The 20,069-nt window shown below is 71.2% G+C and carries 21 protein-coding genes, 1 pseudogene and 1 riboswitch; of the genes and pseudogenes, 11 read left to right on the top strand and 11 right to left on the bottom strand.

Annotated features, from left to right (window positions below):
- Nucleotides 1-121 precede the first annotated feature (121 nt).
- Nucleotides 122-382 (top strand): (2Fe-2S)-binding protein, encoded by a 261-nt coding sequence (locus AC1P0E_RS08345; RefSeq protein WP_482741517.1) that lies wholly within the window; start codon nucleotides 122-124, stop codon nucleotides 380-382.
- On the opposite strand, the gene bfr is transcribed toward AC1P0E_RS08345, so the two are convergent.
- A complete protein-coding gene (gene bfr, locus AC1P0E_RS08340; RefSeq protein ID WP_482741516.1) occupies nucleotides 383-862 on the bottom strand; it encodes a bacterioferritin in 480 nt (159 codons plus the stop codon).
- 155 nt (nucleotides 863-1,017) lie between these two features.
- Between bfr and AC1P0E_RS08335 the strand changes: the two genes are divergently transcribed.
- A complete protein-coding gene (locus tag AC1P0E_RS08335; RefSeq protein ID WP_482741515.1) occupies nucleotides 1,018-1,650 on the top strand; it encodes a sulfite oxidase-like oxidoreductase in 633 nt (210 codons plus the stop codon).
- Between the two features lie 29 nt (nucleotides 1,651-1,679).
- Here the strand turns inward: AC1P0E_RS08335 and AC1P0E_RS08330 are convergent.
- The 6 genes and pseudogenes from AC1P0E_RS08330 to thiO form a co-directional block, all read right to left on the bottom strand.
- A pseudogene (locus tag AC1P0E_RS08330) lies at nucleotides 1,680-1,946 on the bottom strand (DUF4396 domain-containing protein); the annotation flags it as partial.
- A gap of 74 nt (nucleotides 1,947-2,020) precedes the next feature.
- Nucleotides 2,021-2,896 (bottom strand): deoxyribonuclease IV, encoded by an 876-nt coding sequence (locus AC1P0E_RS08325; RefSeq protein ID WP_482741514.1) that lies wholly within the window; start codon nucleotides 2,894-2,896, stop codon nucleotides 2,021-2,023.
- 30 nt (nucleotides 2,897-2,926) lie between these two features.
- The gene (pknB, locus tag AC1P0E_RS08320; protein WP_482741513.1) at nucleotides 2,927-4,852 is read right to left on the bottom strand and encodes a Stk1 family PASTA domain-containing Ser/Thr kinase; all 1,926 of its coding nucleotides are present in this window, start codon (nucleotides 4,850-4,852) and stop codon (nucleotides 2,927-2,929) included.
- Nucleotides 4,853-5,088: 236 nt separating this feature from the next.
- A complete protein-coding gene (locus AC1P0E_RS08315) occupies nucleotides 5,089-5,883 on the bottom strand; it encodes a thiazole synthase (RefSeq protein ID WP_482741512.1) in 795 nt (264 codons plus the stop codon).
- A 3-nt stretch (nucleotides 5,884-5,886) separates the two neighbouring features.
- Nucleotides 5,887-6,087, bottom strand: a complete 201-nt coding sequence (gene thiS, locus AC1P0E_RS08310) for a sulfur carrier protein ThiS (protein ID WP_452804772.1) — start codon at nucleotides 6,085-6,087, stop codon at nucleotides 5,887-5,889.
- Nucleotides 6,084-7,274: a glycine oxidase ThiO gene (thiO, locus tag AC1P0E_RS08305; protein ID WP_482741511.1), complete on the bottom strand. Its 1,191-nt coding sequence runs from the start codon at nucleotides 7,272-7,274 to the stop codon at nucleotides 6,084-6,086. The genes thiS and thiO overlap by 4 nt, the downstream gene beginning before the upstream one ends.
- Nucleotides 7,271-7,384, bottom strand: a riboswitch (TPP riboswitch). Its footprint overlaps the gene before it by 4 nt.
- 94 nt (nucleotides 7,385-7,478) lie before the next feature.
- On the opposite strand from thiO, the gene AC1P0E_RS08300 reads away from it, so the two are divergent.
- The 6 genes from AC1P0E_RS08300 to AC1P0E_RS08275 all read left to right on the top strand — a co-directional run bounded on the left by AC1P0E_RS08300 (nucleotide 7,479) and on the right by AC1P0E_RS08275 (nucleotide 12,207).
- Nucleotides 7,479-7,829, top strand: coding sequence for an avidin-fold protein (locus AC1P0E_RS08300; protein ID WP_482741510.1), 351 nt, complete (start codon nucleotides 7,479-7,481; stop codon nucleotides 7,827-7,829).
- A 67-nt stretch (nucleotides 7,830-7,896) separates the two neighbouring features.
- Nucleotides 7,897-9,111, top strand: coding sequence for an NAD(P)/FAD-dependent oxidoreductase (locus tag AC1P0E_RS08295; protein ID WP_482741509.1), 1,215 nt, complete (start codon nucleotides 7,897-7,899; stop codon nucleotides 9,109-9,111).
- 68 nt (nucleotides 9,112-9,179) lie between these two features.
- Nucleotides 9,180-9,545 carry an Rv2175c family DNA-binding protein gene (locus tag AC1P0E_RS08290; protein ID WP_482741508.1) on the top strand — a complete coding sequence of 122 codons (366 nt, stop codon included), beginning with the start codon at nucleotides 9,180-9,182 and terminating at the stop codon, nucleotides 9,543-9,545.
- A gap of 78 nt (nucleotides 9,546-9,623) precedes the next feature.
- Nucleotides 9,624-10,313, top strand: coding sequence for a thiamine phosphate synthase (gene thiE / locus AC1P0E_RS08285; RefSeq protein WP_482741507.1), 690 nt, complete (start codon nucleotides 9,624-9,626; stop codon nucleotides 10,311-10,313).
- A 118-nt stretch (nucleotides 10,314-10,431) separates the two neighbouring features.
- Nucleotides 10,432-11,349, top strand: coding sequence for a methylenetetrahydrofolate reductase [NAD(P)H] (gene metF / locus AC1P0E_RS08280; RefSeq protein WP_482741506.1), 918 nt, complete (start codon nucleotides 10,432-10,434; stop codon nucleotides 11,347-11,349).
- Between the two features lie 51 nt (nucleotides 11,350-11,400).
- The gene (locus AC1P0E_RS08275) at nucleotides 11,401-12,207 is read left to right on the top strand and encodes a hypothetical protein (protein ID WP_482741505.1); all 807 of its coding nucleotides are present in this window, start codon (nucleotides 11,401-11,403) and stop codon (nucleotides 12,205-12,207) included.
- A gap of 31 nt (nucleotides 12,208-12,238) precedes the next feature.
- Here AC1P0E_RS08275 and AC1P0E_RS08270 read toward each other — a convergent pair whose 3' ends face one another.
- The 4 genes from AC1P0E_RS08270 to AC1P0E_RS08255 all read right to left on the bottom strand — a co-directional run bounded on the left by AC1P0E_RS08270 (nucleotide 12,239) and on the right by AC1P0E_RS08255 (nucleotide 17,708).
- The gene (locus AC1P0E_RS08270; RefSeq protein ID WP_482741504.1) at nucleotides 12,239-13,747 is read right to left on the bottom strand and encodes a phytoene desaturase family protein; all 1,509 of its coding nucleotides are present in this window, start codon (nucleotides 13,745-13,747) and stop codon (nucleotides 12,239-12,241) included.
- Between the two features lie 418 nt (nucleotides 13,748-14,165).
- A complete protein-coding gene (locus AC1P0E_RS08265; RefSeq protein WP_482741503.1) occupies nucleotides 14,166-14,777 on the bottom strand; it encodes a TetR/AcrR family transcriptional regulator in 612 nt (203 codons plus the stop codon).
- Nucleotides 14,778-14,788: 11 nt separating this feature from the next.
- Nucleotides 14,789-16,957 (bottom strand): YhgE/Pip family protein, encoded by a 2,169-nt coding sequence (locus tag AC1P0E_RS08260; RefSeq protein ID WP_482741502.1) that lies wholly within the window; start codon nucleotides 16,955-16,957, stop codon nucleotides 14,789-14,791.
- Nucleotides 16,929-17,708 (bottom strand): ATP-binding cassette domain-containing protein, encoded by a 780-nt coding sequence (locus tag AC1P0E_RS08255; protein ID WP_482741501.1) that lies wholly within the window; start codon nucleotides 17,706-17,708, stop codon nucleotides 16,929-16,931. Before AC1P0E_RS08255 ends, AC1P0E_RS08260 begins: the two co-directional genes overlap by 29 nt.
- A 152-nt stretch (nucleotides 17,709-17,860) precedes the next feature.
- Between AC1P0E_RS08255 and AC1P0E_RS08250 the strand changes: the two genes are divergently transcribed.
- The 3 genes from AC1P0E_RS08250 to AC1P0E_RS08240 all read left to right on the top strand — a co-directional run bounded on the left by AC1P0E_RS08250 (nucleotide 17,861) and on the right by AC1P0E_RS08240 (nucleotide 19,982).
- On the top strand, nucleotides 17,861-18,406 hold the full coding sequence (locus tag AC1P0E_RS08250) for an SAV_6107 family HEPN domain-containing protein (RefSeq protein ID WP_482741500.1): 546 nt from the start codon (nucleotides 17,861-17,863) through the stop codon (nucleotides 18,404-18,406).
- Nucleotides 18,407-18,524: 118 nt separating this feature from the next.
- Nucleotides 18,525-19,295, top strand: coding sequence for a class I SAM-dependent methyltransferase (locus tag AC1P0E_RS08245; protein WP_482741499.1), 771 nt, complete (start codon nucleotides 18,525-18,527; stop codon nucleotides 19,293-19,295).
- Between the two features lie 282 nt (nucleotides 19,296-19,577).
- Nucleotides 19,578-19,982, top strand: coding sequence for a DUF3040 domain-containing protein (locus AC1P0E_RS08240; RefSeq protein WP_482741498.1), 405 nt, complete (start codon nucleotides 19,578-19,580; stop codon nucleotides 19,980-19,982).
- Nucleotides 19,983-20,069: the final 87 nt, after the last annotated feature.

Below are 20,069 nucleotides of genomic sequence, written 5' to 3'. Positions count from 1 at the left end.
TCGAATGTGATCCGCGCCCCACAGCCGTATCCGGGGCTTTTGCGTGCGGGGGACGGCGGGTAAGGTTAGGTTGACCTTACCGATTAGCCGTCCCCCTCGCCCGTGTCAGGAGGTGTGCCGCGTGTTCGTCTGTTCCTGCTTCGGCGTAACGGATCAGCAGATCAAGGAGCACGCTGCCGCCGGTGCCTGCACACCGCGCCAGATAGCGTCGGTCAGCAAGGCGGGGACGGACTGCGGGTCCTGCGTACGCACGATCCAGGGGCTTCTCGGCCGCGGTGCGTGCCCGCGCCGCGCGTTGATCGAACAGGGCGAGGCGGCACTGGCCGAGACGGCGGTCGCCGAGAGCGTACTCGCCGACTCAAGCCTCTCCGCAGCCGCCTGATCAGCTCTCCGGCTGCTCGATCAGCTGGGCGATGTAGAGCGACTCACCGAGCTTGTCGACCAGCTCCAGCTGGGTGTCGAGATAGTCGATGTGGTGCTCTTCGTCCTTGAGGATGTCCTCGAAGATGTTCGCCGACGTGATGTCGCCCTTCGCCCGCATCACCTCGATGCCGCGCTTGAGGCGGTCGATCGCCTCGACCTCGATCTGCCGGTCGGCCTGGAACATCTCGGTGACGGTCTGCCCGACCCGCACATGGAAGAGCCGCTGGTAATTCGGCAGGCCGTCCAGGAAGAGGATCCGGTCGGTCAGTGTCTCCGCGTGCCTCATCTCGTCGAAGGACTCGGCCCGGGTGTACTTCGCGAGCTTCGTCCAGCCGAAGTTGTCCTGCATCTTGGCGTGCAGGAAGTACTGGTTGATGGCAGTCAGCTCGGCGGTCAGCTGCTCGTTGAGGAATTCGATGACCTCGGGGTCGCCCTGCATCGCAGAGGCTCCTTCCAGGCGTGGTACTGGGCAGGTTTCGCGCATCCTTGCATCGCGGGTGAAGGGCGTCCAGTAAGTGCAGGCTTATCAGGAGTTGCCCCGAATAGGGTCAGACCTGGTCATGACCACCCTTCGCCGTCTGTCACCATGGAGTCATGGGTCAGCCGGAAAGCCGGGAACATCACGAATCAGCGCAGCCCGAGCTTCCGCCGGGGCAGCGGCTGCAGCGTGGCTGGCCCGTCACCCACTACGGCCCTGTACCCAAATTCAAGCCGGAACGCTGGGAGTTCCGCATATTCGGCGCGACGGCCGACGGTGACAAGCACTGCTGGAACCATGAGCAGTTCTCGGCGCTCCCGTTCTCCACGGTCGAGGCCGATCTGCACTGCGTGACGAAATTCAGCATGCTTGGGGCCGAATGGGGTGGCGTACTCGCTCGTACGCTCGTCGAACTCGCGCCTCCCGCGCCGAGCGTCACGCATGTCATGGTCTGGGCCGAGTACGGCTTCAGCGCCAATCTGCGGCTCGCGGACTTCGCTTCCGACCGCGCCATTTTCGCCACCCACAAGGGCGGTGAGCTGCTCACCGCCGAGCACGGCTTTCCGCTGCGGCTGGTCGTACCGCATCTGTACGCCTGGAAGGGGCCCAAGTGGGTCCGGGGCGTCGAGTACATGACGGCGGACCGCCGGGGCTTCTGGGAGGAGCGCGGCTACCACAACGTCGGGGACCCCTGGCGTGAGCAGCGGTACTCCTATCAGGAGGAGCCGGGCGACGGCCCCGAGCTGTAACACCCGGGCCGGCCGGCTGCCCCGAGACCTCAGTGGTGGTACTGGTGGACCACCGCGTGGCCCTTGCCGCGGCCGATCATCCACTTGTTGACGGGTGTGGTGATGAGGAAGGCGGCGAAGAGCGCGAAGGCGAGTACGCCCCAGAACATGACGTCGGTGAGGTGCGCGTCCATCGCGCCCGGCCACAGGGCGAGTACGCCGTTGTCGATCGTTTCCATCACGGCGATCGAGAGCGTGTCGGCGGCGAGGGCGACCCGGAAGGCGGTCTTGAAGTCGACGCCGGCCTTGAGGATGCCGTGGTTCCTGCCTACAGAGGGGACGGTATACCCCCCCCAGGGTATTCCAACGGATTTTCGGATTTCAGCAGCCCTCAGAGATCCCGCAGTTCCTTCAGCCGTGCCACATCGGCCGCATGTCCCTCTTTGCCGCCGGGCGTCTCGATCGTCAGCGGTACGCCCTCGGTCGCCGGGTGCGAGAACAACTCCCGGAACGGCTCTTCGCCGATGTGCCCGGAGCCGATGTTCTCGTGGCGGTCCTTGTGGGCGCCGACGCCTTCCTTGGAGTCATTGGCGTGGATCAGCTTGAGCCGGCCCTCGCCGACCGTGTCCACCAGCAGGTCCAGCGTCTGCTTCATCCCGCCGGGCCCCGCGAGGTCGTGCCCGGCCGCGTAGATGTGGCACGTGTCGAGGCAGACGCCGAGCTTGGGGTGGGCGTCGAGTGCCTCGAAGTACGGGCCGAAGTCCCAGGCGCGCGAGCACAGGGAGGAGCCCTGCCCGGCCGTCGATTCGAGCAGCAGGAACGGGTCGTCGTCGTGCGTCAGCTCGTCGAGGAGCGGCAGCAGGTGCGTACGTACCTGCGCGAGCGCCTCCGAGCGCGGCCGGCCGCCCGTCGCGGAACCGGTGTGCACGACCACGCCCAGCGCGCCGATCTCGCGCCCGCGGCGCAGCGAGTGCCGCAGCGACTCCACGGACTTCTCGACGGTCGCCTCGGTGTGCGAGCCGAAGTTGATCAGATACGGGGCATGGATGTACGCCGGTATCCGCTCGGCGGCGCAGGCCGCGCGGAACAGCTCGTCCTGGGCCGGGTTTCCGGTGGGTGTCGCCCAGCCGCGCGGGTTGGCGACGAAGACCTGAACGACCTCGGCGCCCAGTTCACGGGCGTACGCGAGACCGGTCGTGGACAGGCCGCCGGCCACGGGCACGTGGCTGCCGACAGGGTTTCGGGAGGGGAAAGGTGCGTTGCTCATCGCCGTCAAGGATGCCAGGGCGCTCGTACGCTACAGGCCGCCCTTGGTCCTGATGGTGATCGTGCTGCCCTCCGGGGCCTCGTCGCCCTCCTCGACCGACTGGCTCGCGATCTCGTCGCTGAAGGAGAGGAAGGGACGGTCGACCTCGACCTCGAAGCCCGCCGCCTTGAGCGTGGCCTTCGCGTCGTCGACCTTCTCACCGACGACATCGGGCACGGGGATCATGCGCGGGCCCTTGGAGACGGTGAGCGTGACGGTGTCGCCCCGGGCGAGCTGCGCACCCTCGGCCGCGGACTGGCGGGCGACGGCTCCGGCCTCCTGCGGGGAAGTGATCCGGCCGGGCGCCACCTTGACCTTGAACCCGTCGTCCTCCAGTGCGGAGGTGGCGTCCTGCACGCTCTCGCCGGTCACGTCGGGCACCTCCACGGGGGAGCCCTTGCTGACGACGACGGCGATCGCGGAGTCGGGGTGCCGCTCGGTGCCGGCGCGGGGGTCCGTACTGACGACGGAACCCTGCGGCACCTCCTCGCTGAACGCCCTGCTGACGATGCCGGGGGCCAGGCCGGCCTTCTTCAGCTCGGCCTTGGCCTTGGCCAGCGGCAGCCGCTCGACGTCGGGGACCTTCACCGTCTCCGGGCCGCGCGAGACGACCAGCGTGACGGAGCCGTTGTCGCGGATGCGGGCGCGGGAGGCCGGGTCGCTGTTCATGACGGTGCCGCGGTCGTACGTCTCGCTGTACTTGCGCTGCACGTCCTTCACGTCGAGACCGGCGGCGGAGAGCCGCTTGGCGGCTTCCTTCTCTGTCTGGCCGAGGAGCGAAGGGACGCGGGTGAACTGCCCGGAGTTGATGTACCAGACGCCGGCGCCGACCCCCAGGACGAGCAGGACGGCGGCGACGATCGCGAGCGCGCCACGTCTGGGCGCGAGGGCGCGCCCGGAGGACGGCGCCGGCTGGGGCGCGGGCATCTGGAGGCGGCTGGTGCGGTTGAGGGGCTCTTCGGCGTCGCTGTGGCCGATGGTCATGGTCCTGGGGATGACGCTCGTACGGTCCTCGGCGCCGTTGTGCGTCGCCTCGGGGCGCGCCTGCGGCGGCACGGCGTCGAGCTGCTCGTCGCTCAGGGCGGCGCGCGCTTCCCTCGCCTGCGCGAGGAGGGCCACGGCATCGTACGGACGGATCTCCGGGTTGCGCGCGGTCGCGGCCGCGACCAGTTCGTCCAGCTCGACCGCGAGTCCGGGCGCGGCGGCGGACGGGGCGGGCACGTCCTCGTGCAGGTGCTGGTAGAGCACCTGCGCGGGGGTGCCGCCGGTGTGCGGCTTGGCGCCGGTCAGCATCTCGTACAGCACGACACCGCAGGCGTAGACGTCCGCGCGGGTGTCGGCGGTGCCGTGCTCTATCTGCTCGGGCGCGAGGTACGACACGGTGCCGAGGACGGAGCCGGTGGTGCTGGTGACGGTGTCCACGGCCCGTACGAGACCGAAGTCGGCGACCTTGACGCGGCCGTCGTCGCCGATCAGGACGTTCTCCGGCTTCATGTCCCGGTGCACGAAGCCGGCGCGGTGGGCGGCGCCGAGCGCGGCCAGGACGGGCTCCAGGATGTCGAGGGCGGCGCGGGGCTGGAGAGCACCGCGCTCGCGCAGTACGTCGCGCAGCGTGCACCCGGGGATGTACTCCATCGCGAGGTAGACGTACGACCCGTCCGTCCCCTGGTCGAAGACGCCGACCACATTCGGGTGCGCGAGCCGGGCGACCGACTTCGCCTCCCGGATGAACCGGTCCACGAAGGAGCCGTCGGCGGCGAGGGTGGGGTGCATCACCTTGAGGGCGAGCACGCGGTCGAGGCGGGTGTCGACGGCCCGGTAGACCGTGGCCATGCCGCCGACGGCGATGCGCGCGTCGATGCGGTAGCGGCCGTCGAGCACGTGCCCGACGAGCGGGTCCTGGAGGGTCGTATCCACGGGGCGAGTCTACGAGCCGCCGCTGACACGTCGTGCGGGTGCGGGTTCCGGGGGCGGCATTGCAGCGGAGCTGTGACGCGGGGGCGGGCGTCGGCGCCTGCGGCGGGCTTTCCCCTACCCGCCCCTTCCCGAACTGGGGCGCCGCCCCAGACCCCGCTCCTCAAACGCCGGAGGGGCTGGACTCACTGCGGGAAGGGGCGGGGTGGGGAAAGAGCCCGGCGCAGCGGCCGGCCGGGTCAGAACGCCGGGCGTTCCGGGTCCAGGGCCGCCCTGCCCGCCGCAGGCGACGACGCCTCCGCGAAATGGCGCCGGGGAATCCGCCCGGCCCGATACGCCAGCCGCCCCGCCTCCACCCCGTGCCGCATCGCCTCGGCCATCAGCACCGGCTCCTGCGCCCGCGTCACCGCCGACGCCAGCATCACCGCCGCGCACCCCAGCTCCATCGCCAGCGTCGCGTCCGACGCCGTACCCGCGCCCGCGTCGAGAACGACCGGCACGCGCGCGTGCTCCACGATCAGCTCGAAATTGTGCGGGTTACGGATACCGAGCCCAGAGCCGATCGGCGACCCCAGCGGCATGATCGCCGCACACCCCACGTCCTCCAGTTTCCGCGCGAGCACAGGATCGTCGTTCGTGTACGGCAGCACGGTGAAACCGTCGTCCACCAGCGTCTCCGCCGCGTCCAGCAGCTCGATCGGGTCGGGCAGCAGCGTCCGCTCGTCGGCGACGACCTCCAGCTTCACCCAGTCCGTACCCAGCGCCTCCCGCGCGAGGCGCGCCGTCAGCACGGCCTCGCCCGCCGTGAAGCACCCCGCGGTGTTCGGCAGCACCCGGATTCCGAGCTTCCCCAGAACGGAAAGAACCGATCCCTGGACCGTCGGATCGAGCCGCCGCATCGCGACGGTCGTCAGCTCGGTCCCGGACGCGACAAGCGAACGTTCCAGTATGTCGAGGCTCGGTGCCCCGCCCGTTCCCATGATCAGACGCGACGAGAACGTCGTGCCCGCGATGGTCAGAAGGTCGTCGGCCATGGTTCAGCCTCCCTGGACTGCGGTGAGGACTTCGATACGGTCACCGTCGCCGAGCGCGGTGGCATCCCACTGCCCTCGCGGTACGACGGTCTCGTTGAGGGCGGCGGCGACCCCCGAAGGGGCCCGGGTGAGGGTCGCGACGAGCGCGCCCAGCGTCGTACCGGCGACGACCTCGCGGGTCTCGCCGTTCACGGAGATGGTCATACGGGCTGCTCCTGCGGTACGGAGGCGGGGGAGGCCAGTGAAGCGGGAGGGGCCGGCGCGAAGCGGAGCGGGCTGAAGGGGCGCGCCTCGTCCGGCAGCTCCCCACCGGCCAGCACATCGGCCATCGCATCGCCCGTGACCGGAGTGAGCAGCACCCCGTTGCGGTAGTGCCCCGTGGCCAGATGCAGCCCTGGCAGCGCGGTCGGCCCCAGCAGCGGAGCGTTGTCGGGGGAACCGGGGCGAAGCCCGGCGCGGGTCTCCGTCAGCGGCAGTTCGGTGATCCCGGGCACCAGCTCGTGCGCGTCGCGCAGCAGCTCGTACACGCCGCCCGCCGTGACCGTCGTGTCCCAGCCGAGCTCCTCGCTGGTCGCTCCGACGACCAGCTCACCGTTCTCGCGCGGCACGAGATAGACGTGGCTCCCCCGCACCACCGCCCGCACCGTCCGGCTCAGGAACGGCGCGTACGCCTTCGGTACGGCCAGCCGCAGCACCTGCCCCTTGACCGGCCGTACCGGTGGCAGCACCTCCTCCGGTACGCCGCCGAGCCTGCCGCTGAGGCTGCCGCCGGCCAGCACCACCTGGCCGGCCGCGAGCCGCGTCCCGTCCGCCAGTACGGCCCCGGAGGCCCGTTCCCGTACGACAGAGAGCCGATCCGCCCAGCCGCGATGCCAGATGACCCCGGCCCGCTCGCAGGCCGTCAGCAGGGCAGCGGTCAGCCGCCTCGGGTCAACCTGGTGGTCGCCGTCCACCCGCAGGCCCCCGCGCACGCCCGGCGCGAGCATCGGCTCCAGGCGGCGGCATTCGCGCCCCGTGAGCCACTCCGACTCCAGGCCGGAGCGGCGCTGGAGCGCGTGGAGTTCGCGCAGGTGGGCGCGGTCGTCGGTGTCGAGCGCGACGGCGAGCGTGCCGCACGCGCGATAGCCGGTGCCTTGCCCGCTCGCCGCCTCCAGCTCCGCGACGAATGCCGGATAACGCTCGGCGGACGCGACATTGAGGCCGAGCAGCGTCTGCTCGCCGTAGTGCAGCTCGGTTACGGCGGCCAGCATTCCGGCCGCGACCTGCGCGGCCCCGCCGCCTGGCTCCGGATCGGCGACAGCGACGCGCAGCCCCCGCTGCGCGGCCCGCCAGGCCGTGACCAGGCCGATGATTCCGCCCCCGATGACGAGGACGTCTGATGTACGCGACATGGGCGTCCAGCCCCTCCCTTCGCCGGCATGACCCGGATCAGGTTCGTACGGTCGGAGGCCGCCCAGCCTCCCTCTCAGCCCGGTACGCCCGGACTCCCGCGAGTTGTGTTTCCTGCTGGGGGTCCGGGAGTCGTCCCCCGGATGGCAGCAGTACGTTGGCCACCCTAACGCCCGGCCCCAACGCGCTGTAAGGGAGCAACCGCTGTGGCCCGCTCGCTCGACGGACTCGTTTTCTCGCCGGTCGCCGACCAGGCCCCCGGCCAGGTCGGGACACGGACCCGCTTCACGTACCACGAGGAGAACGGCCGGATCTGGGCCGAGTACGCGGGCGGCGACGTCGTACGCGGTCACCTCGTCGGCACGCGCGAGGGCGACGCGCTGGACTTCCGTTACGTACAGCTGAAGCAGGACGGCACCACTTCGTCGGGCCACTGCGCCTCCACCGTCGTCGGCCTCCCCGACGGGCGCGTACGGCTGGAGGAGACCTGGTCCTGGGAGTCCCAGGAGGGCAGCGGGACGAGCGTCGTCGAGGAGCTGCCGCCGGCCGCCCTGTGACGGTGTGTCAGAGATCTCCCCTTCGTGGCCTTGAGAGCAGTGGGACCCGCCGCCCTAGAGTGACCGGGTGAGTGAGCAGAAGCAGACAGAGCGGCGCGTCGTCATCGTCGGTGCGGGAATGGCCGGCGTGCAGACCGCCGTCGCCCTGCGGGAGCAGGGCTGGACCGGCACCGTCACGCTGATCGGCGCCGAGCCGCATCAGCCGTACGACAGGCCGCCCCTGTCCAAGGCGGTGCTGCTCGGCCAGGCCGAGGAGTCGGCCTTCGACGTCGACTTCGAGGCACTGGGCATCGAACTTCATCTGGGGCGCGAAGTGACGGGCGTGCGCCCCGGGGCGCACGAGATCGACACCCCCTCGGGCCCGGTCCCGTACGACGTACTGGTCGTCGCCACCGGAGCGCTGCCCATCACGCTGCCGGGCGGCGAAGGCGTCCAGGGAGTCCATCTCCTGCGCACGCTCGACGACGCGGCCCGGCTGCGGCCCGTGCTCGAGCGGAAGCACGACATCGTGGTCGTCGGGGCCGGCTGGATCGGCGCGGAGTTCACCACGGCGGCCCGCGAGGCGGGCTGTGCGGTGACCGTCGTCGAGGCGGCCGACCGGCCGCTCGCGGGCACCATGCCCGCCGAGATCGCCGTCCCCATGGCCGCCTGGTACGCCGAGAGCGGCGCCGAACTGCTCACCGGCGCGCGCGTCGCACGGATCGAGCCCGGCACCGTCGTCCTCGCCGACGGCCGGCGGCTCGCGGCCGGCGCGGTGGTCGTCGGCATCGGCGCCAGGCCCGCGACGGCCTGGCTCGCGGGCTCCGGCATCGCACTCGGCCCGGACGGCTCCGTCACCGCCGACGCGCGCCTGCGCACCTCGCAGCCCGACGTGTACGCCGTCGGGGACTGCGCGTCCTTCCCCTCCGCCCGCTACGGCGAACGCCTGCTCGTCCACCACTGGGACAACGCGCTCCAGGGACCGCACGCGGTCGCGGCGAACATCGTCGGCGAGACACCGCAGGACTACGACCCCGTCCCGTACTTCTGGTCCGAGCAGTTCGGCCGCTTCGTGCAGTACGCGGGCCACCACGCGCACGCCGACGCGACGGTGTGGCGCGGCGACCCGGCCGGCGCCGCTTGGTCGGTGTGCTGGCTGCGCGAAGGGGCACTCGTCGCGCTGCTCACCGTGGCGCGGCCGCGTGACCTCGCACAGGGGCGCAGGCTCATCGCGTCGGGCCTCCGGCTGGACCCGGAGCGGGCCGCGGATCCGTCCGTCCCGCTCAAGTCCGCCACCCTTTAGGCGGTCACCGCGGCCCGGACGGCAGGCCCCGACTACCGGCTGTCAGTCCCAGATGGCACGCTTGTCCCGTGACCGAGATTGACGCAAAGATCGATGCTCTCGTCCCCGCCTGGCTCAACCTCCCCGACATCGCGGAAATGCTCGATGTCGAGGTGACGCGCGTCCGGCAGCTGGTCAAGGAAGGCCAGCTGATCGCCGTACGCCGCGGAGAGAACAGGGTGCTTCAGGTGCCTGCCGCCTTCATCGACGGCGACAAGGTGGTCAAGGGTCTCGCAGGGACCCTGACACTCCTGAGGGACGACGGCTTCTCCGACGAAGAGATGCTCGACTGGCTCTTCACTCCCGACCCGACCCTGCCCGGTACCCCCGCGCAGGCGTTGAGTGAGAATCGCGGCACGGAGGTGAAGCGGCGCGCCCAGGCGCTCGCCGTCTGACCTCAGCCGACACAACCGATGCGGTGTACGGGCCCCAGCCGGCCCGTGCACCGCCCATCAACGGGGGGACACACCGCCATGCCCACGCCCACGTCGTCCACGTACCCGCCGACCGACGGCTCCACCGCGCGCGAGCGGCTCGCCGATGCCCGGTTGTACCTGTGCACGGACGCGCGCAAGCGCCAGGGCGACCTCCCTGACTTCCTCGACGCCGTGCTGTCCTCCGGCGTGGACATCGTGCAGCTGCGCGACAAGGGCATGGAGGCCGGCGAGGAGCTTGAGCACCTCCAGGTCTTCGCCGACGCCTGCCGCAGGCACGGCAAGCTGCTCGCCGTGAACGACCGCGCCGACGTGGCCCACGCCATCGGTGCGGATGTGCTGCACCTGGGACAGGGCGACCTGCCCGTCCCGGCCGCGCGGGCGATCCTCGGCGCCGACGTGCTCGTCGGCCGCTCCACGCACGGCGAGTCCGAGGTCGACGCGGCCGTCGCGGAGCCCGGCGTGGACTACTTCTGCACGGGGCCCTGCTGGCCCACCCCCACCAAGCCCGGCCGGTACGCCCCGGGCCTCGGCCTCGTCCGGTACGCCGCGGGGCTGCGCCAGGACCGGCCCTGGTTCGCGATCGGCGGCATCGACGCGGGCAATCTCGACGAGGTGCTGGACGCGGGTGCCCGCAGGGTGGTGGTCGTGCGCGCGATCACCGAGGCCGACGATCCGGGCGCTGCCACGGCGGCGCTCGCGAAGAGGGTCAGGGCGTACACCGGCTGACCGCCCTTGCCCGTACACGGCTGTCCACGGCTGTCCGATAGGTGGACAATAATCCGGCAATCTGGACAAAACCCTCTCTTTTATTGGGTCCCCGCCCGGCCCTGGTTAACCTGCGGGTATGGCCCTTGGCACAGCTTCGACCAGGACGGATCACGCACGCACCGTGCGTGATCTGCTCGCGACCGGCAAGACTTCGTACTCGTTCGAGTTCTTCGCGCCCAGGACCGAAAAGGGCGAGCGGAACCTCTGGAACGCGTTGCGCCGGGTCGAAGCGGTGGCCCCCAGCTTCGTCTCCGTGACGTACGGAGCGGGCGGATCCACTCGCGCCGGCACCGTCGGGGCCACCGAGCAGATCGCCTCCGACTCCACGCTCACCCCGGTCGCGCACCTCACGGCGGTGGACCACTCCGTCGCCGAACTGCGCAACATGATCGGCCAGTACGCGGACGCCGGAATCCGGAACATCCTTGCCGTGCGCGGAGACCCGCCCGGCGACCCGATGGGCGAGTGGGTCGAGCACCCGCAGGGCGTGCGGTACGCCGCCGACCTGGTCCGGCTGATCAAGGAGTCCGGCGACTTCTGCGTGGGCGTCGCGGCCTTCCCCGAGATGCACCCGCGCTCGACCGACTGGGACACCGACATCGCGCACTTCGTGGACAAGTGCCGCGCCGGCGCCGACTACGCGATCACACAGATGTTCTTCGATCCGGAGAACTACCTGCGGCTGCGCGACCGGGTCGCGGCCGCCGGCTGCGAGACGCCGATCATCCCCGAAGTCATGCCCGTGACGGGTGTCAAGCAGCTCGACAGACTCCCGCAGCTCAGCAACGCGCACTTCCCGCCGGCCGTGAAAGAGCGGATCCTCGCAGTCAAGGACGATCCAGCCGCTGTACGCTCCATTGGCATCGAGTTCGCCACAGGGTTCTGCGCGAGGCTGCTCTCCGAGGGAGTACCCGGATTGCACTTCATCACGCTCAACAACTCCACGGCGACACTTGAGATCTACGAGAATCTCGGACTGCACGAGCAGTCCTGACCGGCCGTACCCGCCTCTGTTCACGGGAGCGGCCGTAGGAGAGGGGCGGGCATGGGCTGGGCGGTCCTCTACATCGCGTTCGGAGTTGTCGCACTGTGGCTGCTCGGCGAAGTGCTGCTGCAGTACAAGGCGCGGCTGAGGTGGCGGCTGCTGGCCTTCGCCGGCTTCATGGGCGTTGTCCTCGGTGTGCTGATGCCGTCCGTGTTCGTGATCGCGGGCGGCGCTGTCGCCTTCGCGATCGGCCAGACGTACGTCACGCTGTCGTTCCGCCGCGGCTTCTCGACCGGCTGGGCGATCGGCGGCAAACCGGGCGAGAGCCGCCGCCGCAAGCGCGGTGCGCGGCCCGTCGAGCAGGAGCCGACACTGGAGGTCTCGGACCTCGAGTACGAGCCCGCCGCTCCCGCTGAGCCGGTGTACGCGCCGGTGGAGCCGCTGCCGGACGAGACCGGGCAGTACGGCGTCTACGACGTGGCGGCGTACGCGGCCGCCCAGCAGTCCCAGAGCGACGCTTTCGGGGCCGGCTACGGCGCGTACGACACCTACTCGGGCTACGACCAGCCGAATCAGGCCACGTACACCGGCGACCAGTACGACTACCCGCAGGGCCAGCAGCAGTACGCCGCCTACTCCGACCCGTACATCGGCACCCAGCAGTACGACACGCAGCAGTACGGGGGCCAGGAGTACGGCGGTCAGGCCTACGACAACCAGAATTACGGCAACGAGACGCCGCCCGGCGGTGTCTGGGTCCCGCAGCAGCGCGACGGCGAACAGCCCTTCGGCGGCGATCAGCCCGCCCAGGAGCCCTACCAGGGCGGCTACGACACCACCGGCTACAACGAGCAGTACCGCTACTGACCCGACGGACGCCCCGCCCCTGCCGCTGCCGCTACTGCGAGCCCCGGAAGCCTTCGCCCTCGACGACGAGCCCCGCGACCAGGGCCCCGGACATTCCCGCGTGCGCCGGCCCGCCGCCGGGATGCGCCCAGCCGCCGGCCAGCAGGAGGCCGGGCAGCCGCGTGCTGTTGGCCGGGTGCAGCAGTCGGCCCCCGGCGCCCGCCAGCGAGGGCGGTGACACGGAACCTCCCGGAGCGCCGGTCGCGGCGGCCGTGTCGGCCGGGGTGCGGACCTCGCGCCACAGCAGGCGCTCCCGCAGGTCCGGCACGGCCGCGAGCGCCGCCTCGACGACCAGGTCGGCGTACCGCCCGACCAGTGCCTCGTCCGTCCAGTCGAGGGGCCCTTGCGGGGCGACGGTCGCTGTCAGCGTGACGGCCTCGTGCGCGTCGTCCGGGCGGGTGAGCGGGTCGTCGGGGCGCAGCACGGTGACGGTGGGACGCCCGGCGTGCTCGCCGGCGAACGCCGCTGACGCCTCCGCACCCGCGTCGGGGGAGTGGACCACCGTCCGGTGCACGGCCCCGTCCGGGCGGCCGCCGCGCAGCGCCAGGAAGACCGTGAGCCGGCCCGGGGGCACGGGGCCCGGCACGACGTCATCCCCGGCCCACACCTCGCGCCCAGGCGTCATACCGCCGAGAAGACGCGGGTCGCCCCCGAAGACCACCGAATCCGCCTCGGCGACCGTGCCGGCGGCCAGCTCCACGCCCGCCGCGCGGCCGTCCTTCTCCGTGATCGCGACGACCTCGGCGCCGAAGGCGAACTCCACCTTCCGGGCCAGGCACCGCTCGTACAGCGCCCGCGCCAGCTCCCGCATCCCGCCGCGCACGTACCAGCTGCCGAAGGTCTGCTCCATGTACGGCAGTACGGCGGCCGCCGCGGGTGCGGTGCGCGGATCAAGTCCGTACGCCAGGGCGTAACCGTCCAGCAGGGCGGCCAGGCGCGGGTCCGCCAGCTCCCACTCGCCGATCTCCGCGATGCTCGCCGCCAGGCGGTCGCGCCGCAGCACCCTGCGCCGGCGCACCGACGGATAAGGGTCGCGGCCGAGCACCTGCCAGTCGGGCCACAGCGGCTCTTCGAGCAGAGGGCGCCTGGTCCGGTCCCACGCGTCGCGGGCCCGGTTCAGGAACTCGCCCCAGCGTTCACCGGCTCCGGCGCCGAGCGCCGCGTCCAGCGCGGAAACGGCCCCGGCGCGCGAGGCGTTGGGCAGGGACACGTCCGTACCGTCGGCGAACAGGTGGCGGCTCGCCGGGTCCACGGGGTCGAGCCCGACGCACTGCTCCAGGGACTCCTTGCCGGTCTTGGCGAACAGGTCCCGGTAGACGGCGGGCAGGTGCAGCAGGCCCGGTCCCGTATCGAAGACGAAGCCGTCCCGCTCGTACCTGCCGAGCGCGCCGCCGTACGTCGCCGCGCGCTCGTACACCGCCACGCGGTGGCCCGCGACGGCCAGCCGGGCGGCGGACGCCATCGCGCCCATCCCGGAGCCGATCACCACAATCCGTGCCATGACAGGGACTTTATCCGCCGCCACTGACAGCCCGGCCGGGGGAAGGGGGGCCAGGGGGAGTACGGACGCGGACGCGATCGTCACCAGGCGCCGTCCGGCGGGGCTGGGTCTGAGCACGCAGGAGTGAGTATCCGTACCTAGTACAGGAGATGAGTAGTTACGCGGATGGGCTCTCACCTGCGCAGACGGAAGAGTGGGGACCACGGAAGGGGCGCGGCGCCCGCACCGCCGACACGGGGCGGCGGAGCGGCGCGGCTCCCCTGCCGGAGCGGGGGTGTACGACGGGGGTCGGGGGACCCGCGGGGGAGCAAGGAAACGCCGGTCCGGCGGGGCTCGGGGGGATCGAGCCTCGCAGGACCGGCGTTTTCGCTGTGCGTCGGCGGCTGTCCGCCGGCGGGCGTTCCCCGGCGGGCGTTTCCTAGCGGCGGCCGCTCACCCGGCCGTGCAGCAGCAGCGACAGCGCGGAGTGCACGTCGTCGATCGTCCGCTCGCGCTGGAACGCCTGCCAGTCCAGCGCCGCCACCAGCACCATGCCGACCAGCGCGGCCGCCGTCAGCGGAATGTCGATCTCCTTGCTGAGCTCGCCGTTCTCGACGCCCTCGCGCAGCACGGTCTCGACGACGGCGACGGCCTCCTGACGTACCACCAGGAGTGTCGACTGCCAGGCCCTGTTGGTGCGCCACAGTTCGGCGACGTACAGCTGCGTGAAGGCCGGATAGCGGTCGATGAAGCCCAGTCCGGCCCGGATCATCGCGTCGAGGGCTTCCACCTTGGTGCCGTCGCGTTCCGCCGTCTCGTCGGCCGCGGCCTGGAGGGAGGCGGTGAGCAGTCCGACTCCGTGCCGCAGCAGCTCTTCGAAGAGCTCGGTCTTGCTCTTGAAGTTGTAGTAGACCGTGCCTTTGGCGACCCCGGCGCGCTCCGCGATCTCATCCACCGTCGTCGAGGAGAAACCCTGCTCCGCGATGAGAGTGACGGCCGCCTCGTAGAGCTTCTGCCGGGTGACCTCGCGGCGCGTTCTGGTGCTGTCCATGGTCACGATTCTCACAGGCTGAGCTCCGGGTGGAGACGATCGAGGGTCCACACCTGCTTGCGCCGCGCGGACACCGCCGTCAGCGCAAGCGCTCCCGCGGTGAAGGCGAGGAGCACCACGCTGCCCGTCCAGACCGGTTCCAGGCCGCCGCCCGTGATGAGCCGGCGCAGGCCCTCCACGACGTAGGTCATCGGCAGGAAGGGGTGGATGGCGTTGAAGAAGCCCGGACTGGTCTGGACGGGGTAGGTGCCGCCCGCGGAGGTCAGCTGGAGCATCAGCACGGCGAGGACCAGGATGCGGCCGGCCGCGCCGAACCGGGCGTTGAGCCACTGCACGATCGCCGCGAAGCAACCCGTCACCAGCACCAGGAAACCGACCGTTCCCGCGGCCCGCTCCATCTGCAGACCGAGCCCCCAGTGCAGTACGGACATGAGCGCGCCCACTTGCAGCACCCCGAGCGCCGCCACCGGCAGCCAGCCCGCGAGGGCGATCCGCCAGGCCGAGGCTCCCGCCGCGAGGGCGCGGCGGTTCAGTGGCTGGATCAGCATGTACGCCACCATCGCGCCGACCCACAGGGACAGCGGGATGAAGTACGGCGCGAACCCGGTGCCGTAGTTGGGCGCCTGGTGCATCGACTGGGACGCGAGCTGAACCGGGTCGGCCATCACGCCGGTGCGCTGGTCACGGTTCTTCTTGTCGTAGTCCGGGATCTTGCCGACACCCTTGTGCAGGCCGCTGGCGAGATCGCCCGAGCCGTCGACCAGCTTGACCAGGCCGCCGTTCAGCTCCCCGGCGCCCGTCTTGAGCCTGCCGAGCCCGTTGTCCAGGTCGGTGGCGCCCGTGTGGAGCCGGCCGATGCCGCTGTCGAGGTCGACCGCGCCGGTCTTCGCGGAGCCCAGGCCGGTATTGATCTTTCCGGCTCCCTCGGCGACCTTCTTGGCGCCACTGTTGAGCGCGTTGACCTCGCTGACGGCGGCGTCGAGGTCTTCGTCGAGGTGGGGAGCGCGCGCCGAGAGCTTGCGCGCCTCCTCCTGGAGCTTGGCCAGGTCCTTGTCGAGCTGGTTCAGATCACCGCGCTGGTTCTTGACGAGACCGTTGACGTCCGCGGCGATCAGAGCCGCGTCCGCCGCGGCCTTGTCGGCCTTCTTCAGCTGCGGGCAGGCGGGGTCGTCGAGCGGCTGGTTCACACAGCGCGCCTCGTAGACGGTGTGCAGTTCGTCGGCGGCCACACGGGAACCCTCGGCCGCGACAGGCGCGGTCTTCACGAGCGTGCCGAGGTTCTCGCGGACGATCCGGGTGCTGTCGGCGACGAGCTTCGCCGTGTCCCCGACCGTCTTGCCGTTGTCCTTGAGGTACGGGCTGACCGATCCCGCGATGCCGTTCACCTTGTCGGCGAGTGTCTGCGTGCCGTCCGCGACCCCCTGCGCGCCGGTCTTCAGCTTGCCCATTTTCGTGTGCAGGGTTTTCAGGCCGCCGGACAGTTCGCTGCTGCCCTTCTTGGCGTCCTTGAGCCCCTTGGCGAGGTCGTGCGAGCCGGTCTTGGCCTCGTTGAGGCCGCCCTTGAGATCGCCGGCGCCCTTCTTCGCCTTCCCGATCCCGCCCTTGATGTCGTCGGCGCCCTTGGCCGCCTTCTGGGTCGAGTCATGGATGTCGGAGAAGGAGATGAAGATCTTGTCGAGGAACGAACGGGAGGCGTTCTTCGAAGCGGCGGTCCGTACCTCGGAGAAGACCGTTCGCGAGATCTGCCCGACGATGTAGTTGTTCGCGTCGTTGGTGCGCACCTGAAGGGCGCTCGTCTCGGGAACGTCGCCCGAGCTGGACGCGATCCGTTCGCTGAAGTCCGCCGGCATGGTCAGGGACAGGTAGTACGCGCCGTCCTCGACGCCGCTGCGGGCCTCTGTGGCGCTCACCTCGTGCCATTCGAAGACCTTGCTGTCGCGCAGCTTTCCGGTGATCTCGTCACCGGCGGCGATCTTCTTGCCGCCCGCGGTGGCGCCCTTGTCGTCGTTGACGAGTGCGACGGGTATCCGGTCGAGCCTGCCGTACGGGTCCCAGAAGGACCACAGGTACAGCGCGCCGTAGAGCAGCGGAAGCAGCAGCAGCGCGACGAGCGCGGCCCGCGGCAGCCTCCCCCTGCCGAACCGCTTCAACTCAAGCGCGGCCAGCTTCGGCGATCGCATCGTCCGCCCCCTCCTCGATGTCGTCGTTCTCTGCGTCTGTGATGTCGGCTGCGGTGGTGGTGACCCGCAAGGCGTCGTCCGGTGCCTCACTGCACACAGCGACGACCGTCGTCCCCCCTCGGGCGACGGAGCGCAGCAGCTCCCAGGCCAGCGCGCGCTCCGCGTCGGAGAGCTTGAGGTCCATGTCGTCCACGGCGAGCAGCCGGGGGCCGCCCATCAGCGCCAGTCCGACGGACAGGCGCAGCGCCTCAAGGCGTTCCAGGTCCCGTACGGACGTACGCGCCCCCTTGGGCAGCGTGTCCAGGTCCAGGCCGGCGGCGTCGAGCGCGGCGTCGATCCTGGCCCGCGCCGCGGCGGCGCGCTCGGCGCGGGGCCTCAGCAGGGTGCGCAGCGAGCCGCCGTAGCGGCGCTGCAGGAGCGCGCGCTCCCGCAGATGCTCGGCGACCGTGAAGGCCGGATCGAGCTCGCTGACACCGGTGACCGGGCCGAGCGCGCTCAGGCGGCGTACGGCGGCCATCTTCTTCGGCAGGCGCAGACCGCCGACCTCCGCGTGACCCTCGGTGGCGCGCATGCGGCCGGTGAGGGCGAGCAGGAGACAGGTGCGGCCGGAGCCGGACGGACCCTCCACCGCGATGAGCGCGCCGGGCTCCGCCGTGACGCGCACGCCGCGGAACGTCCAGCCGCGCGGGCCCTTCAGCCCGAAGTCCTCCGCGACGACAGCTGCCCCGTGCGTGTTGCTCGGGCTGTCCACGAGCCCTCCCCTTTTGAACTGACCAGTCAGTGCAAAAACTATCCCGAACTCGCGATCGAGGCAAAAGGCCAGGTCAGGGCCGATTGTCAGTGGTGCCCCTCACGATGGACACATACGGCTACAGAGCCGTCACGCGACGAAGGAGGTTCGTCATGGCTCGCACGTCTCGCACGTCCTCAGCTGCCGCACACCGGCGCCGCACCACCGGCCCCGCCCCCTCCCCGGCCGGCCCAGCAGGCGACGTCCACCCGGTGCTGCGCAGGGCCGGTGCGCCGCCCGCGGCCCTGGACCTGCTCGCCCAGGCCCGCAGCGGGCTGGACGAGGCCGCAGGCCTCGAGGTGCCCAACGAGCGGTACGCCACGGCCCACCTCGCCGCCCTGCGCACCGCCGCCGCCGTCCTCGCGGCCCGCGGCCGGCCGGAGACCACCGCGCCCCGGCGCCGGCGGATCCGCAGCGCCTGGGAGGTCCTCCCGGAGATCGCGCCGGAACTGACCGAGTGGAGCGCCCTGTTCGCCTCGGGCGCCCGCCGGCGGGCGCTGGCCGAGGCGGGCATACAGGGAGCGGCGAGCACCCGGGACGCCGACGACCTGCTGCGCGACGCGGTGATGTTCCTGCGCCTGGTCGAGCGGCTGCTCGTACTCGATCCGGTGCTGCCCCAGCCCCGGCCCGGGAGTACGGACCGCACGGACGCGGGATGACGGGACCGGTTCCCGGAGGCAATAGGGTGGGCAGGGCTTTTTTGTCGCCCACACCGTTCGCCCGCACCGTTCACCGCCCCGCCGTCCGCGGCGGCACCGCGCCGAGGAGTCAACTGCCGTGTCGGACCCGATGCGCCCCCGCGCCTCCCTCCGTACCGCCGTGGTCTGGGAGGTCCTCAAGGACGCTCTCGACCGCAAGGCCAAGGCGGCCGGGAGCGAAGCCCTGGACGTCCTCGACACCGGCGGCGGCACGGGCAACTTCGCGGTACCCGTCGCCCGCCTCGGCCACCGCGTCACCGTCGTCGACCCCAGCCCCAACGCGCTGTTCGCGCTGGAGCGCCGGGCCGCCGAGGCCGGCGTCGCCGACCGCGTGCGCGGCGTGCAGGGCGACATCCACGGCCTCTTCGACGTCGTCGAGCGCGGCGGTTACGACGCGGTCCTGTGCCACGGCGTCCTCGAATACGTCGACGACCCGGCCGAGGGCGTGCGCAACGCCGTCGACGCCCTGCGCCCCTCCGGCACCCTCAGCCTGCTCGCCGCGGGCCTCGGCGGCGCCGTCCTGGCCAGGGCGCTGGCCGGGCACTTCACCGAGGCCCGGCAGGCCCTCACTGATCCGGCCGGCCGCTGGGGCGAGGGCGACCCGGTGCCCCGCCGCTTCACCGCCGGTCAGCTCACCGAGCTGGTCGGCAAGGCCGGCGTCGAGGTCGGCGCCGTCCACGGCGTACGGGTCTTCGCCGACCTCGTACCCGGCGCCCTGGTGGACACCGAGCCCGGCGCTCTGGACGCCCTGCTCAAGCTGGAGGCCGCGGCGGCCGAGCTTCCCGCCTTCCACTCCGTCGCGACCCAGCTGCACGTCCTCGGTGAGAAGCAGGAGCCCGCGGAGCGCTGAGGAACCGTCCCACGGGGCGTGAAAAGCGGCTGATCAGCAACGCAGTGGCACATGGAGTCCGCCACAGGCCCCCCGATCGGCCGCCTGGCCCCGTATGATCGGAGCACACCGTGCGCATGGCGGATCGGCCAATGGGGAATGTCTTCCTCAGGCAACCGAGACGGCATGGCGGCCCGGATTGTGAATTGGCGTAGAGGGCGGGTTTCACGGGGGCGATTCCCTGCCTATTCTGAAAGGGCCGCAAACGGTCGCCCCCCGCGACCGACGAGTAGGAGGACTCCCGTGCCGCTCTCGGAGCACGAGCAGCGAATGCTCGAGCAGATGGAGCGAGCGCTGTACGCCGAAGATCCCAAGTTCGCGACAGCGCTTGAGGGAAGCGGGCTGCGTACGTACACCCGACGACGGGTCTACCAGGCAGTCGCAGGCTTTCTGGTGGGTATCGCGCTCCTCATGGCCGGAATGGTCGCACAGCAGGTCTGGCTAAGCGTGGTGGGCTTCCTCGTGATGCTCGGCTGCGCGGTGCTCGCGGTCACCGGCTGGCGCAAGGCCCCGAAGCCGGGTGAACAACCGGCTCCCGGTACTGCTACCGACACGGCTGCTCGCAGCCGGCCCCGGCAGCGACGGTCCGTCATGGACCGCATCGAGCAGCGGTGGCAGCGCCGCCGCGACGAGGGTCAAGGACACTGACACCGGCCGCGTTCGCTGACCGGACACCGGTCGATCGCATCCAACACTTGCTGACGAGTGAGGGGTGACCGCTTCCATGCGGTCACC

It is taken from the genome of Streptomyces sp. TRD_SC_5, assembly GCF_056836825.1.
Note: the sequence above shows the minus strand (reverse complement) of the source record. Positions and strands in the feature narration are given on the sequence as shown.